This window comes from Pseudarthrobacter sp. 1G09 (assembly GCF_050038305.1).
Taxonomy (GTDB): Bacteria; Actinomycetota; Actinomycetes; order Actinomycetales; family Micrococcaceae; genus Arthrobacter; species Arthrobacter equi.
Map to the genome: position 1 here is coordinate 1574557 of NZ_CP188306.1, position 14368 is coordinate 1588924.

At 66.5% G+C, this 14368-nt stretch carries 12 protein-coding genes; 2 read left to right on the plus strand and 10 right to left on the minus strand.

Annotated elements, in window-relative coordinates; genetic code table 11:
* Window positions 1-30: 30 nt before the first annotated feature.
* From ACP3TD_RS07315 to ACP3TD_RS07340, 6 genes are all read right to left on the minus strand, one after another.
* Window positions 31-762, minus strand: coding sequence for a glutamine amidotransferase (locus ACP3TD_RS07315; RefSeq protein WP_426766470.1), 732 nt, complete (start codon window positions 760-762; stop codon window positions 31-33).
* Between the two features lie 147 nt (window positions 763-909).
* Window positions 910-1350, minus strand: a complete 441-nt coding sequence (locus ACP3TD_RS07320) for a YybH family protein (RefSeq protein ID WP_426766472.1) — start codon at window positions 1348-1350, stop codon at window positions 910-912.
* A 16-nt stretch (window positions 1351-1366) separates the two neighbouring features.
* Window positions 1367-3163: an acetyl/propionyl/methylcrotonyl-CoA carboxylase subunit alpha gene (locus tag ACP3TD_RS07325; RefSeq protein ID WP_426767154.1), complete on the minus strand. Its 1797-nt coding sequence runs from the start codon at window positions 3161-3163 to the stop codon at window positions 1367-1369.
* Window positions 3164-3305: 142 nt separating this feature from the next.
* Window positions 3306-3956 (minus strand): Maf family protein, encoded by a 651-nt coding sequence (locus ACP3TD_RS07330; RefSeq protein ID WP_426766473.1) that lies wholly within the window; start codon window positions 3954-3956, stop codon window positions 3306-3308.
* Window positions 3957-3965: 9 nt separating this feature from the next.
* Complete coding sequence (locus ACP3TD_RS07335) at window positions 3966-6488, minus strand: MMPL family transporter (protein WP_426766474.1); 2523 nt, start codon at window positions 6486-6488, stop codon at window positions 3966-3968.
* 17 nt (window positions 6489-6505) lie between these two features.
* Window positions 6506-7225 carry a TetR/AcrR family transcriptional regulator gene (locus ACP3TD_RS07340; protein ID WP_426766476.1) on the minus strand — a complete coding sequence of 240 codons (720 nt, stop codon included), beginning with the start codon at window positions 7223-7225 and terminating at the stop codon, window positions 6506-6508.
* 163 nt (window positions 7226-7388) lie between these two features.
* Here ACP3TD_RS07340 and ACP3TD_RS07345 point away from each other — a divergent pair, with 163 nt between their 5' ends.
* A complete protein-coding gene (locus ACP3TD_RS07345) occupies window positions 7389-7958 on the plus strand; it encodes a hypothetical protein (protein WP_426766477.1) in 570 nt (189 codons plus the stop codon).
* 134 nt (window positions 7959-8092) lie between these two features.
* On the opposite strand, the gene ACP3TD_RS07350 is transcribed toward ACP3TD_RS07345, so the two are convergent.
* The 4 genes from ACP3TD_RS07350 to ACP3TD_RS07365 form a co-directional block, all read right to left on the minus strand.
* Window positions 8093-9535: a dicarboxylate/amino acid:cation symporter gene (locus ACP3TD_RS07350; RefSeq protein ID WP_426766479.1), complete on the minus strand. Its 1443-nt coding sequence runs from the start codon at window positions 9533-9535 to the stop codon at window positions 8093-8095.
* Window positions 9536-9703: 168 nt separating this feature from the next.
* Window positions 9704-11389, minus strand: coding sequence for a DUF885 domain-containing protein (locus ACP3TD_RS07355; protein WP_426766480.1), 1686 nt, complete (start codon window positions 11387-11389; stop codon window positions 9704-9706).
* A 47-nt stretch (window positions 11390-11436) separates the two neighbouring features.
* On the minus strand, window positions 11437-11673 hold the full coding sequence (locus ACP3TD_RS07360) for an acyl-CoA carboxylase subunit epsilon (RefSeq protein ID WP_426766481.1): 237 nt from the start codon (window positions 11671-11673) through the stop codon (window positions 11437-11439).
* The gene (locus ACP3TD_RS07365; protein WP_056080090.1) at window positions 11670-13253 is read right to left on the minus strand and encodes an acyl-CoA carboxylase subunit beta; all 1584 of its coding nucleotides are present in this window, start codon (window positions 13251-13253) and stop codon (window positions 11670-11672) included. The genes ACP3TD_RS07360 and ACP3TD_RS07365 overlap by 4 nt, the downstream gene beginning before the upstream one ends.
* Window positions 13254-13478: 225 nt before the next feature.
* On the opposite strand from ACP3TD_RS07365, the gene ACP3TD_RS07370 reads away from it, so the two are divergent.
* Window positions 13479-14366 (plus strand): SDR family oxidoreductase, encoded by an 888-nt coding sequence (locus tag ACP3TD_RS07370; RefSeq protein WP_426766484.1) that lies wholly within the window; start codon window positions 13479-13481, stop codon window positions 14364-14366.
* The last annotated feature ends 2 nt before the right edge of the window (window positions 14367-14368 follow it).

A 14368-nucleotide genomic window follows, 5' to 3' on the forward strand; every position in this document is an offset into this window, starting at 1 on the left:
GGAAGCTCGGAAGCTCGGAAGCTCGGAAGCTCAGGCCGCGTAACGCTCCACGAAGTTCCGCAGGATCTTCATCGGCTCGGTCACGGTGAACTTCCGGGCGTCGGCCATCAGGTCTTCGGCGGACTCCGGAGGAAAGTAGCCGGCGTTGCGGTAAATGTCGATGCGTGTCACCAGGCCCTCTGCGTCGAGTTCGGGGTGGAACTGGGTGGCGTAGAGGTTCGACCGGACCCGGAACATCTGTACGGGGCAGGCTGCGGATCCGGCCAGGCGTACCGCATGGGCGGGCAGCGAACTGCAGGCTTCCTTGTGGCCGGCAAAAGCGGTGAACGCCTGTGGCATGCCCTGCAGCAGCGGGTCCTGCAGGCCGGCGTCGGTGAGGCCGATCTCCACGGCGGCGAGGGGCTCGCCGTACGTCCGGTCGATCACGGCGCCTTGGTGCCTGCCCAGTGTCCCGACCCCGTAACACGCACCCAGGAACGGGAAATCGCGGTTCACCAGCTGGTCCAGCAGGCCTGACAGTTCCTGTTCCACCCTGTGCTGGACAGGGCTCTTGTCCTCGGGCGGATCGCTGGACGTGAACGGACTGCCGCCCACGATCACGCCGGAGTACGCGGAGAGGTCCAGCTCGGGCAGGGGAGCCGCTTCAAGCCGAATTCGTCGCAGCTCCCCCTCCTCCAGGCCGCCGTACCTCAGGTACGCGGCGTACTCGTCATCGGCGGCGGCGTCTTCGGCCCGGGAGGCCAGGAGCAGGAATGGCAACACCTGCTAAGTGTGCCTGCAATTGCCCGCCATACGCCAGCAGCCCGGAGCGGACGGCTCCGGGCTGCTGGGTGGTGTGGAACGGCTGAACCCGTAGTCATTCCGGTCGGGTAGGACTCTGAGCCAGCGGACAGCGGGCTACAGGCTGGTTCAGCCGGCCACGGCCTGGGCCAGCGACCTACGGGACTGAGGCCGCGCAGCCGGATCGGCATGGCGGTGCACCAGCTTCCAATAGCCTTCCTCGCGGCGGAAGATGCTGGTTACCCTGAGAGCGAACTCCTCGGTAGCCGCAGCACCGTCCAGCCGGGCACGGAAGTGCTCGGTTTCCACCAGGTAGGCGGTGTCGCGCGCCGTGTACGACGTGATGGTGTCGAAGCCGAGCATCTCGCCGTCCTGGAACTGCCGGGCGGCCTGGTCCAGCCGGGCTTCAACCTGCGCCCAACCTTTAGCGATGCCGCCGAAAGGGTTGGCCAGAGTTACGTCCTCAAGCCGGGAGTAAAGATCCTTGATGGGACCTGTGTTGCCCCGGGTGATCTCCGGAACCGCCTCGTGATAGCGGGCCACTTCTTCCTGGAAACTGGGTGCCAGCATGGGTGCCTCCGGCCCGTCAGTCTTCGATGGTGGCGATCACGGCGCCCGCGGACACCGTCTCACCTGCAACAGCTTTGAGGCCCGTGATGGTTCCGGAACGGTGCGCCGTGAGGGGCTGCTCCATCTTCATGGCCTCCAGGACCACTACCAGGTCACCCTCGGCTACAACGTCGCCCTCAGCCACAGCCACCTTCACGATGGTTCCCTGCATGGGGGAAGTGAGCGCGTTGCCGGTTGCGGCAGCGGGGCCGCCGGACCGTGCGCGCTTCTTGGACTTACCGGACTTCGCCGCCGGAGCTGCGCCGGCGCCCAGGGAACCCAGGGAGGCCGGGAGCACTACTTCGAGGCGCTTGCCGCCTACCTCGACCACCACGCGCTGGCGTTCTTCGGCGTCGTCGCTTTCGGAGGCGCCGCGGGGATTCCAGGCCGGCAGGTCGTTGGTGAACTCTGTTTCGATCCAACGCGTGTGGACCTTGAAGGGTCCCTCCACCGGAGCGAAATCGGGATGGCTGACCACGGCAAGGTCGAACGGGATGACGGTGGGAATGCCTTCCACCACCATCTCCTCCAGGGCGCGGCGTGAGCGCTGCAGGGCCTGGGTACGGGTAGCCCCGGTGACCACCAGCTTGGACAGCATGGAGTCGAAGTTGCCGCTGATGACGTCACCTTGCTCCACGCCGGAGTCAATCCGGATGCCGGGGCCGGTCGGGTTCTTCAGCGTAGCAATGGTCCCCGGAGCGGGCATAAAGTTCCGGCCCGGATCTTCACCCGTAATGCGGAACTCGATGGAGTGGCCGCGGACCTCGGGGTCGCCGTAGCCCAGCTCCTCGCCGCGGGCCAGGCGGAACTGTTCGCGGACCAGGTCGATGCCGGTGACTTCCTCGGACACGCAGTGCTCTACCTGCAGGCGGGTGTTGACCTCCAGGAAGGAAATGGTGCCGTCCTGGCCCACCAGGAATTCGCAGGTACCGGCACCGAGGTAGCCGGCTTCCTTCAGAATGGCTTTGGAGGATTCGTACAGTCGCTGGTTCTGCTCCGGGGTGAGGAACGGCGCCGGTGCTTCTTCGACCAGCTTCTGGTTGCGGCGCTGCAGCGAGCAGTCGCGGGTGGAGACCACTACAACGTTGCCGTGGGCGTCAGCGAGGCACTGGGTTTCAACGTGCCGGGGAGCGTCCAGGAAGCGCTCGATGAAGCACTCCCCGCGTCCGAATGCAGCGGTGGCCTCACGGACTGCGGACTCGAACAGTTCGGGGATCTCTTCGCGGGTGCGGGCCACCTTGATGCCGCGTCCTCCGCCGCCGAAAGCAGCCTTGATGGCCACGGGCAGCCCGAACTTGTCCACAAACTCGAGGATTTCCTCGGCAGACTGCACAGGATCGGCGGTGCCGGGAACCTGGGGTGCACCCACCTTTTCAGCAATGTGGCGGGCCTGGACTTTGTCGCCCAGGGCGGAAATCGCTTCGGGGGACGGGCCGATCCAGGTGATGCCAGCCTCGATCACACGGGCCGCGAACTCGGCGTTTTCGGCCAGGAAGCCGTAGCCGGGGTGGATGGCATCCGCACCGGACTGCAGGGCGGCGTCGATGATCTTGTCCATCACCAGGTACGACTCGGCGGCGGTGTTGCCGCCCAGGGCATAGGCTTCGTCAGCAAGGCGGACGTGCAGGGCGTCGCGGTCCGGTTCGGCGTAGATCGCCACGGAGGCGATGCCCTCGTCGCGGGCGGCGCGGATGATGCGCACCGCGATTTCACCGCGGTTGGCGATCAGCACCTTGGTGAGGCTCTGCTGCGTGGTACCGGCGGACTGCTCCATATTTGCTGACAAGGCGTCTCCTTCTTTCCTTCAGGGAGCCTAGCGCGGTTTTGGAGGTTCCGCCGATATTACTTGCGGAATCCGCGTGTAAACCGGCAATGCTTTGTAGGGAAGCTACAAGTCCGGTGTAATTGGCCGCCTTTCAGCGCGGTGGCCAGAGATCGGTGATGCGCACGTTTGCGGCGGCCAGCAGCCCGCGGAGGGTGGAAACGGACAGGCCGACGACGGCATGCGGGTCGCCGTCGACCTTCCGGATGAAGGCCCCGCCCAGGCCGTCAATGGTGAAAGACCCGGCGCAGTGCAGCGGCTCGCCGGTGGCGATGTACGCGTCGATTTCCTCCGCGTCCATGTCCAGGAAGGCGACCTCGGCTGAGGCAACCGCGCCGAGGGTGGCGCCGGACCCTGCACCGTCACCGCCGTCGTCGTCCGTGTCCGCATCCCGGCAGTCCACCAGCCAGTGTCCTGTATGCAGCACCCCGGAGCTGCCGCTCATCCGGAGCATCCGCTCCCGCGCGACGTCGGCCGTGTAGGGCTTGCCGTGCGCCTCGCCGTCGAACTCGAATACCGAGTCGCAGCCAAGAACCAGTGCACCCTCGGAGTCCGGGAGCGCCGCCACGGCCTCGGCCTTGGCCCGGGCCAGCAGGAGCGCGGTGTCGTGCGGATCAGTCACGCCGTAGCGCGCCTGCACGGCGTCCTCATCCACGTCGGAGACCAGCACAGTGTGCCGGATGCCGGCTTCGGCTAGGAGTTTGGTGCGGGCGGGGGACTGGGAGGCAAGTATCAGGCGGACCACGGAATCAGCCTAGTGGACCAGCTCTGCAGACGCCTTCGCGTTCTCCGGGCGGCTGAGCTTGGCGCCCTCCACGTCCACGTCCGGCAGGATGCGGTCCAGCCAGCGCGGCAGCCACCAGGACTTTTCGCCGAGGAGGTACATGACGGCGGGGACAATGGTCATCCGGACCACGAACGCATCCAGCAGCACACCGAACGCCATCGCGAAGCCGAGCGGCCGGACCATGGTGAGGTGGCTGAAGATGAAGCCCGCGAACACGCTGACCATGATGATGGCGGCGGCGGTCACCACGGCGGCGGCGTGCCGGAAGCCGACCCGCACGGCCTCCTTTGCTGTGGATCCGTGCATGTACGCCTCGCGCATGCCGGAAGCGATGAACACCTGGTAGTCCATGGCCAGGCCGAACAGCACGCCGATCAGGATGATCGGCAGGAAGCTCAGGACCGCACCGGGGTTGGCGACATCGAACACGGTGCCCAGCCAGCCCCACTGGTAGACGGCCACCACCGCGCCGAACGCGGCAGCCAGCGAAAGCAGGAAGCCGCCCGTGGCCAGGAGCGGCACCACGATGGAGCGGAACACCAGCAGCAGCAGGATCAGGGACAGCCCGACGACGATGGCCAGGTAGGGCGGCAGCGCGTCACCGAGCTTGGTGGAGACGTCGATGTTGCCGGCGGTCTGCCCGGTGAGGCCCATGGCAACGTCGTAATCGGCCTTGATTTCGGCGTTCAGGCCGCGGAGTTCCGAGACAACCTTGACCGTGCTGGCGCTGGCCGGGCCTTCCTCCGGGATGACCTGGAAGACGGCGGTGCGGCGGTCTTCGCTGATGGCCACCGGAACGGCTGCCACCACGTTGTCCACTGACCGGAGCTTGTCCGCAATGTTGTACTGCAGGGTGGTGGCTGCGGCCTCGTCCAGCCCGGCAGGGAACTCGCCCACGGCAACGATGGGGCCGGTGACGCCTTCGCCGAAGCTCCGGGCGGTGACGTCGTAAGCCTGGTAGGCCTCGGAATCCACCGGTTCGGAGCCGCCGTCCGGCAGGGCGAGCTGCAGCTGTGTGGCGGGGAGGGCCAGCGTGCCCAGCAGGATCACGCCGGCCACCATGGCGAGCACGGGGTGGCGGGTCACCAGGCCGCCCCAGCCGTGGGTGCTGCGTTCACGGTCCTTGGCGTCGTCTGCCGCTTCGTGGCCGGGCTCTGCGTTGTGGGCGTTGGCCTTGGCCCAGGCCCGCTTGGAGATGATGCGGCGGCCGATGAGAGACAGCATGGCCGGGGTGAGGGTGATGGCGACCAGGACCGCCACGGCCACCGTGCCCGCGGCTGCCAGGCCCATGACGGCCAGGAACGGCAGGCCGGGGACCACCAGGGCGGCGAGGGCGATGATGACAGTCAGGCCGGCGAACACCACGGCGTTGCCGGACGTCCCCGTGGCGCGGGCCACGGATTCCTCGGGATCCATGCCGGCCAGGAGCTGGGTGCGGTGCCGGTTGACGATGAACAGTGAGTAGTCGATGCCGACGGCGAGGCCCAGCATGAGCGCCAGCATGGGGGAGATGGAGCTCATGTCGAAGAGGCCGGACAGTGCGAAGGTGATGCCGACGCCCACGCCGACGCCCATGACAGCCATCAGGAGCGGGAGGCCGGCCGCCACGAGGGTACCGAGCATGATGATCAGCACCAGGGCTGCGACGGCGATGCCGATGATTTCCGCGATGCCGAACAGCTCGGAGATGTCCTCGGTGATTTCCTTGCTGGCGAGGGCTGTGACGCCGGCGGCGGAGGTCGCGTGCGCGATGTCCTGCACCTGTTGCCGGACCTCGGGGCTCAGCCCGTTGATGGAGCCGTTGAACTGCACCTGGGCTACGGCAGCCTTGCCATCTTCGGAGACGAAGCGGATGGCGGAGGATGCTTCGGCCTGCCGTTTGCCCAACTCCAGCTTGGCCTTGCTGGCCTCAAGTTCCCTCGCCCCGGCGTCGTATTTTGCCTGGCCTTCGGCCGCTGCGGCCTTCTGCTGGCCCAGTTGAGCCTCGATGGCTGCTGCCGGAGCGCCGGCGGCCACCATCTGCTGCTCTGCCGCCTCCAGCTGTGCCTTCCCGGCATCCAGCTGCGCCTTGGAGGCGTCCAGCCTGGCCTGCCCGGCGGCCAGCTGCTGCTCACCGTCGGTGATGGTTTGCCCTGCCTGGTCCACCTGGGCCTGGGTGGCGAACGGGTCCACGGTGCCGCGGACGTCCGGCAGCGTTTCGAGCTTCTTCAGGGCGTCACTGACCGCCACCCGGCTGGCGTCGGTGAAGCCGTTGTCGGGTGCTTCGAAAACGATCGTGGCGGTGCCGCCGGACGCTGACGGAAGGTCTTCCTTCAGCTTGTCCGCGATCCGCTGCGTTTCCGTTCCGGGGATCTGGAAATTGTTGGACAGGGTGCCGTGGAAAGCCGCGGCGGAGCCGCCGACGGCAACCAGCGCCACGAGCCATAGCGAAAGGACCAGCCAGCGCCGGCGGTAGGAGAACTTGCCAAGGCGGTAGAGCAGCAGTGCCATGAGGGAAACCGATCTGGTCAGGAGGAGTGGGCGGCTGAAGGGGCTGACGTGCGGGCCGGGGTGGCCGGGGAGGTGGACGTGCCGGCGCCGGCAGGCGGGGTGAAGCCTGAGCCCAGGAGGGCCATGGCATCGATAAGGAGTTGCCGGAGTTCGGCCAGGGAGGCGGGCGACAGGTCGGGTCCCCGGCGGCTGAACCAGACCTCCATGGCGGCCTTGCCGCAGGAGATGACGGAGCCGGCCAGGGCATGGACGTACAGCTCGTCCGAACCGTCCGGGGCCGCCGCCACCCGGTCCCTTGCCACGGTGAAGACCTGGGCCCGGCAGTGGTCCCAGGCCTCGAGTTCGGTGTGGGCCATCAGCTGGCTGTGCTGCGTCAGGGCGAACAGCTCGGCCAGCGGCTCCACCGTCCTGGGGTCCGCCAGGGCCATGAGGGCAGCCTGTGCCGCCTCCAGCAGCGGTTCCTCCGCGGGGCGCAGCTGCAACTGCCGGATGACAATATCCAGGAAACCGTGGGTGACCGAAGCAAGCGCGGCGTCAGTGCTGTTGAAATAGTTGAAGAAGGTGCGCCGGGAGATACCGGCAGACTCGGCGATGTCTTCGGCCGTAAAACCGCCGGGACCTTTGGACCGGAGCAGCGCCAGCGCAGCGTCCGTGATGGCCTGCCGGGTCGCGGCCTTGTTCAGTTCGCGGCGCGAGGGAGCCGCGGGCGCGTCAGGCAAGGACGATGATGACTTCACGCTCTTACACTACGTGCAAGTTTGCACGGTGGGCAAGTTAAATTCACAGGAGAATGAAAGGCTCCCAACAGCCTCTACCGAACCTTCGCACGGATGCTTTGGTAAGGCCCGGAAAGGGTTCAGCCACAGCAGCCGTCTGGCGACGGCGGAGCAGGAGAAGAGAATGTCACGCAGGAAGAAGATGGCGCTCGGCCTGTCGGCCGCGGCGCTTGCCGTGGGTGCCGGCATTGGAGTGGCGGGAGTAGCCTCGGCCACGACGACGCCAACCCCCTCACCGAGCGCCAGTTCGAGTTCCTCTGCCGATGCCGGCACAGGCGCGGGCGCGGGCCATGACGGCATGGGCCGCCACGGCGGACGCGGAGGTGAACGCGGTGGAGTCCAGGCGTCAGAGCTGGCCCAGAAGCTTGGCGTGGACGAAGCAAAAGTCGCTGACGCGTTGAAGGCTTTCCGGGAGGCCAACAAGCCCAGCGGACCGCCGGCAGAAGGCGAGAAGCCTGACATGGCCACCCGCGAAGCTGCGCTTGCCAAGTCCCTCGCAGCATCGCTCGGAATTGACGAGGCCAAGGTAACGGCGGCGCTCGACGAGCTCCGTACCGCGGCACAGGCAGACCGGGCGGCAGCGTTCAAGACCCGCCTGGACCAGGCCGTCACCGATGGAAAGCTGACCCAGGCCGAGGCGGACGCCGTGACCAAGGCGGTCCAGAACGGGGTGATCGGCGGCGGCGGTCACTGACCGCGCGCCTCACTGCCTAACCGCCCCTGCAGGCGTCCCAGGGTGACAGCCCGGGACAACAGGAAGTCCCCGGGAGAATTCCCGGGGACTTCCTGTGTTAGCACATACGAGGCGCCTTGCGGCACCGGCGTTTGTTATGCCTTGGCGTCCTGCAGCTCGCGGGGCGCGGTGTCGGCAGCAGTACCGTCCGTAGCGGCACCGTTGTTGGCGGCGGCGTCATCGTCAACGAAGGGGGTGCCGTTGCGGGGCGCGTTGTACAGCGCTTCGTCCAGGATGCCCTGGCGCTTGGCCACGATGGTGGGGACCAGGGCCTGGCCTGCCACGTTGACGGCGGTACGGCCCATGTCCAGGATCGGGTCGATGGCAAGGAGCAGCCCGACGCCGGCCAGCGGCAGTCCCAGCGTGGAGAGCGTCAGCGTCAGCATCACCACGGCGCCGGTGGTGCCGGCCGTCGCAGCGGATCCCAGGACGGAGACCAGGGCGATCAGCAGGTACTGGCTGAAGTCGAGCTGGATGCCGAAGAACTGGGCCACGAAGATGGCGGAGATGGCCGGGTAGATGGCGGCGCAGCCGTCCATCTTGGTGGTGGCGCCCAGCGGGACGGCGAAGGAGGCGTAGCCGCGGGGGACGCCCAGGCTGCGCTCGGTGACGCGCTGGGTGAGCGGCAGGGTTCCCACGGACGAGCGGGAAACGAAGGCCAGCTGGACAGCAGGCCAGACACCGGAGAAGTACTGCTTGACGGACAGGCCGTGGGTGCGGACCAGGATGGGGTACACAACGAACAGCACCAGCGCCAGTCCGGCGTAGATGGCAACCGTGAACTTTCCCAGGGAGCCGATGGTGTCCCAACCGTAGACGGCGACGGCGTTACCGATCAGGCCGACGGTGCCCAGCGGCGCGATGCGGATGATCCACCAAAGGACCTTCTGGATCACGGCGAGGGCCGAGGCATTCAGGTTCAGGAAGGGCTCGGCTGCCTTGCCCACCTTGAGGGCGGCAACGCCGACGGCGATGGCGATCACCAGGATCTGCAGCACGTTGAAGCTGACGGAGGTGGTCACGGCGCCGGATTCGGCGACCGTGGAGCTCGCGCCGAGGCCGAGGAAGTTCTTCGGGAAGAGGCCGATCAGGAAGGACCACCAGTCGCCGGACTTGCCGGCGTACTTGGCTTCTTCAGTGATTCCGGTGTTGGCGCCGGGCTGCAGCAGGACGCCCAGGCCGATGCCGATCAGCACCGCGATCAGGGACGTGATGGCGAACCACAGCAGGGTGTTCCAGGCCAGCCGGGCGGCGTTGGAAACCTGGCGAAGGTTGGAGATGGAGCTCACCACGGCCGTGAAAATCAGGGGCACGACGGCGGTCTGCAGCAGCGACACGTAGCTGGAACCGATGGTCTGCAGTGTTGCGCCGAGGCCGTTGGGGTTGGTCTTGGTGCTGCCGGTGTACTTGGCCAGCAGGCCGAGGGCAAGGCCCACGATGAGTGCGGCGATGATTTGGAAGCCGAACGATCCAGCCCACTTGGGAAGCTGGAAGCCCGTCTTCCCTGCGGGGGAGGGGGTGCTTGTCTGAGTGCTCACCCGAACACGCTAGGTCCGAAGCCATTATCACGTCGAAACAATATTGAGAAATATTACGCACCCCCAGTTGCTGGAAGAAACAGAAAAACACGAAAATCCAAGGCGGACAGCGGGTTTTGTTACTTATTCCCAGCGGCGGTGTGCTTAACATCTCGTCCACCCCGGAGGTTAAAGCAGCGCCCGCCGAAGCGTATCGAGTCCAACGGAGCCGATGTTCAGGGCCTTGGTGTGGAACTCCTTGAGGTCGAACCCTGGCCGTGACTCAAGTTCGGCGCGGATCTGTTCCCAGAGGCGCTGGCCTACTTTGTAGGAGGGCGCCTGGCCGGGCCAGCCCAGGTAGCGGTTGAACTCGAAGTTGAGTTGCCCTTCGCTGATTGGCAGGTTGGCTTTGAGGAACTCGTATCCCTTGTCCGGGGTCCACGTACCGGTGCCCCAGCGTGCGGGCATCTCCAGTTCCAGGTGGACGCCGATGTCGAACACCACCCGGGCTGCGCGCATCCTTTGCATGTCCAGCATGCCCATGTGGTCGCCCGCGTCGTCGAGGTATCCGAGTTCCTGCATGAGCTTTTCCGCGTAGAGGGCCCAGCCTTCGCCGTGTCCGGAGGTCCAGCAGATGTTGCGCCGCCACTTGTTGAGCAGTTCGCGCCGGTAGGTGGCGGTGGCCACCTGGAGGTGGTGGCCGGGGACGCCTTCGTGGTAAACGGTAGTGGTTTCGGCCCAGGTGGTGAAGGTGTCCTCGCCCGCGGGCACGGACCACCACATGCGTCCGGGGCGGGTGAAGTCGTCGGAGGGGCCGGTGTAGTAGATGCCGCCTTCATCGGTAGGGGCGATGAGGCATTCCAGTTTCTTCATGACGTCCGGGATGTCGAAATGGACCCCGGCCAGCTCCGCCACGGCTTTGTCGGAGAGTTCCTGCATCCAGGCCTTGAGGGCGTCGGTGCCTTTGATCTGCCGGGCCGGACCGTTGTTCAGGATCTCCTTGGCTTCGGCGATGGAGGCGCCTGCCTTGATGGTGCCGGCCACCACCTCCTGTTCGGCGATCAGGCGGTCGAGCTCCTGCACGCCCCAGGCGTAGGTTTCCTCAAGATCCACGGAGGCGCCGAGGAAGGACCGTGATGCGAGCGCATAGCGGGCTTTACCCACCGCGTCCTTTTCCGGGGCTGCGGGCAGCAGGTCGGTACGGAGGAAGTCGGCAAGCCCGGTGTAGGCGCGGCGGGCGGCGGCAGCACCGGCGTCGAGCTTCTCCTGCAGGGCGGTGCCCAGCGGACCGGTTTCGGTGGCGGCACCGGCTGCGAGCTTGGCGAAGAATCCGTCCGCGGCGGCGTACTTCGTGGCCTGTTCGATGACGATGTTCACCTGGCGGGCCGCGGCCACCCGGCCGGCGTCGCGCGCAAGGCGCAGGGACTCAATGTAGCCCTCGACGGCCGCGGGTACGTTCTGCGCGCGGCCGGCGATGTGCTCCCAGTCCTGCTCCGTGGCGGTGGGCATAAGGTCGAAGATCGCACGGATGTCCTGTGCGGGCGAGGCAATGTTGTTCAGGTCCGCGTACTCCCACCCGGAGGCGTGGATCAGCAGCTGCAGGCCAAGCCGCTCGCGCATGGCGTCCAGCGTGACGGCGTCCACGTCGTCCTCAGGCTCCAGGCCCTCAAGGTCTGTAAGGGCTTTGCGGGCCACCTCGGCGAACTCGGCGATGCCGGCGGGGGAGAAATCCTGGTATTCGGTTTCGCGGCCCGGCAGTCCCAGGGTGGTGGCCAGCGACGGATTCAGGCGGACGAGGGTATCGGTATAGGCGTCCGCGACGGCGTCGATGCGGGTGTGCGGGCGTGCGGCGGGCGAAGTGTCGGTAGTCACCATCCGAGACTAGCCCGGCCGCGCGCACCCGGCGAGGAACGCGCCGGTGGCTAGCCCTTGCTGCGCTTCCAGGCGCCCGGACCGGGCGTTGGTGCAAGGCCCAGCCGCTGCCGGCGCGCCCAGTGCCGTGCGGTTGGTGCGGCAGGCTTGGCCGCTTCCTGGCCGCCGAGGGAAAGTACGACGGCGGTGAGCGCGGCTAGTTCCTCGGCGTTCGGCTGCCCCTTGACAACAGAGAGCAGGGGAGCCGCGGCGGTTTCTGCCTGGTCCGGCATTCCGGTGGCGCTCACAGCGGGATGTTCCCGTGCTTCTTGGCCGGGAGGCTGGCTCGCTTGTCGCGGAGTGCGCGCAGTCCACGGACAATTTGCAGCCGGGTGTCGGACGGTGCGATGACGGCGTCAACGTAGCCGAGTTCGGCTGCCTGGTAGGGGTTCAGGAGTTCTTCCTCGTATTGCCGGATGACCTCGGCGCGGCGGGCTTCGACGTCGCCGCCGTCTTCGGCTACGGCCGCGAGGTCCCGGCGGTAAAGGATGTTCACGGCGCCCTGGGCCCCCATCACACCGATCTGCGCGGTGGGCCATGCCAGGTTGAGGTCCGCCCCGAGCTTCTTGGAACCCATGACGATGTAGGCGCCGCCGTAGGCCTTGCGGGTGATGACGGTCAGCTTGGGCACCGTGGCTTCGGCATACGCGTACAGCAGCTTTGCGCCGCGGCGGATGATGCCCTGGAACTCCTGGTCCTTGCCCGGCAGGAATCCCGGCACATCCACCAGCGTGATGATGGGGATGTTGAAGGCATCGCAGTTCCGGACGAAGCGGGCCGCTTTTTCGGAGGCGGCAATGTCCAGGGTTCCCGCGAACTGCAGCGGCTGGTTGGCCACGATTCCCACGGTGTGGCCTTCCACCCGGCCGTAGCCGATCATGACGTTCGGTGCGTAAAGGGCCTGCATCTCCAGGAAGTGCCCGTCGTCGACGATCTGCTCGACGACTGCGCGCATGTCGTAGGGCTGGTTGGCTGAATCGGGGATCAGCGTGTCAAGGGCGAGGTCGTCGTCGTTGACCGCGTTTTCCTGGGCGTGCTCCAGGACCGGGGCCTCGGACAGGTTGTTGGAGGGCAGGAAGTCCAGGAGTTCGCGGACGAACTCGATAGCGTCCCCTTCATCCGAGGCGAGGTACGTGGACGTGCCCGTGGTGGCGTTGTGCTGGCGCGCTCCGCCGAGGGTTTCCATGTCCACATCCTCGCCCGTGACGGTTTTGATGACGTCGGGGCCGGTGATGAACATGTGGGACGTCTTGTCCACCATCACCACATAGTCGGTGAGGGCGGGGGAGTAGGCGGCGCCGCCGGCGGAGGGGCCCATGATGAGGGAGATCTGGGGAACAACGCCGGAAGCGTGCACGTTGTTGCGGAAGATATCGGCGAACATGGCCAGCGAGGCGACGCCTTCCTGGATGCGGGCGCCGCCGCCGTCGAGGATGCCAACCACCGGGCAGCCGTTGCGCAGGGCGAATTCCTGCACCTTGACGATTTTCTCGCCGTTGACCTGGCTCAGTGAACCGCCGTACACGCTGAAGTCCTGGCTGTAAACCGCCACGGGACGGCCGTCCACGGTGCCGTAGCCGGACACCAGGCCGTCGCCAAGGGGCTTCTTCTTTTCCATGCCGAAGGCCGTGGAGCGGTGCACTGCGAGGGCGTCGAACTCGACGAATGAGTCCTCATCCAGCAGCAGGGCGATGCGCTCGCGTGCGGTGTTCTTGCCGCGCGCATGCTGCTTTTCGACGGCCTCGGGGCCGGAGGGCTGTTCGGCACGTGCCTGGCGGTCGCGGAAATCGGCAATCTTTCCCGCTGTCGTTGTCAGATCGTGGCTCATCAAGTATCTCCGGCTCTGTTGCAGATTGGTTCAGTGTCGCTGAGTCTGTTGACGGGCTGTGCTCTGGAGGCGCTTAAGTAGCTTCCACACAAAAAACGAACCCTGCTGGCAAGTCTAATGACGGTTTGAGTGCCCGCGGCTGTAGGGAACCTACAATTTTCTGCCGTGCCCTCACCCGGACCACTATGTTACTCGTCGGTAACTTATCTGGGTTACAGTGTTTCCATGACTTCGAGCAACGACGCTTTGACCGCTGCCGCCACCCCCTACAGGGCCTCCGGCTCGCTTCGCGGAATGACCATCCTGATGTCCGGGGGCAGCCGCGGCATCGGCCTCGCCATCGCGCGCCGGGCGGCGGCGGACGGAGCCAACATCGTCCTGATGGCCAAAACCGGCGAACCCCACCCCAAACTCGCCGGCACGGTGTTCACCGCCGCGCAGGAACTGACCGAGGCCGGCGGCGGTGCACTGCCCCTCGTGGGGGACGTCCGCAACGATCAGGACGTGGCCCGCGCCGTGGCCGAGGCCGTGGACCGCTTCGGTGGCATCGACGTCGTAGTGAACAACGCCTCCGCCATTGACCTCTCCACCACCGATGCCGTGGATATGAAAAAGTACGACCTCATGCAGGACATCAACGTCCGCGGGACCTTCCTGCTTTCCAAGCTCGCGCTGCCGGCGCTGCGCGCGTCCGGCAATGCGCATATCCTCACGCTGTCGCCACCCCTGAACCTGGATCCACACTGGGCCGGCCGGCACCTGGCATACACCATGGCCAAATACGGGATGAGCCTGACCACCCTGGGCCTCGCCGAGGAACTGAAGGACCACCGGATCAGCGTCAATTCGCTGTGGCCCTGCACGCTGATCGACACCGCGGCGATCAGGAACATGCCGCAGGGCGAGGCCATCGTCCAGGCCGCACGCGGACCACAGATCATGGCCGACGCCGCCCACGCCATCCTGACCGGCGGAAACCTGCCCGCAGGCGGGCGGGCCACGGGCAATTTCTACACTGACGAACAGGTGTTGGCGGCAGCAGGTGTTTCCGATTTCCGCCCCTACAGCCTGGGCGCCCCGGAGGACCGGCTGGTTCCGGATATTTTCCTGTAGCA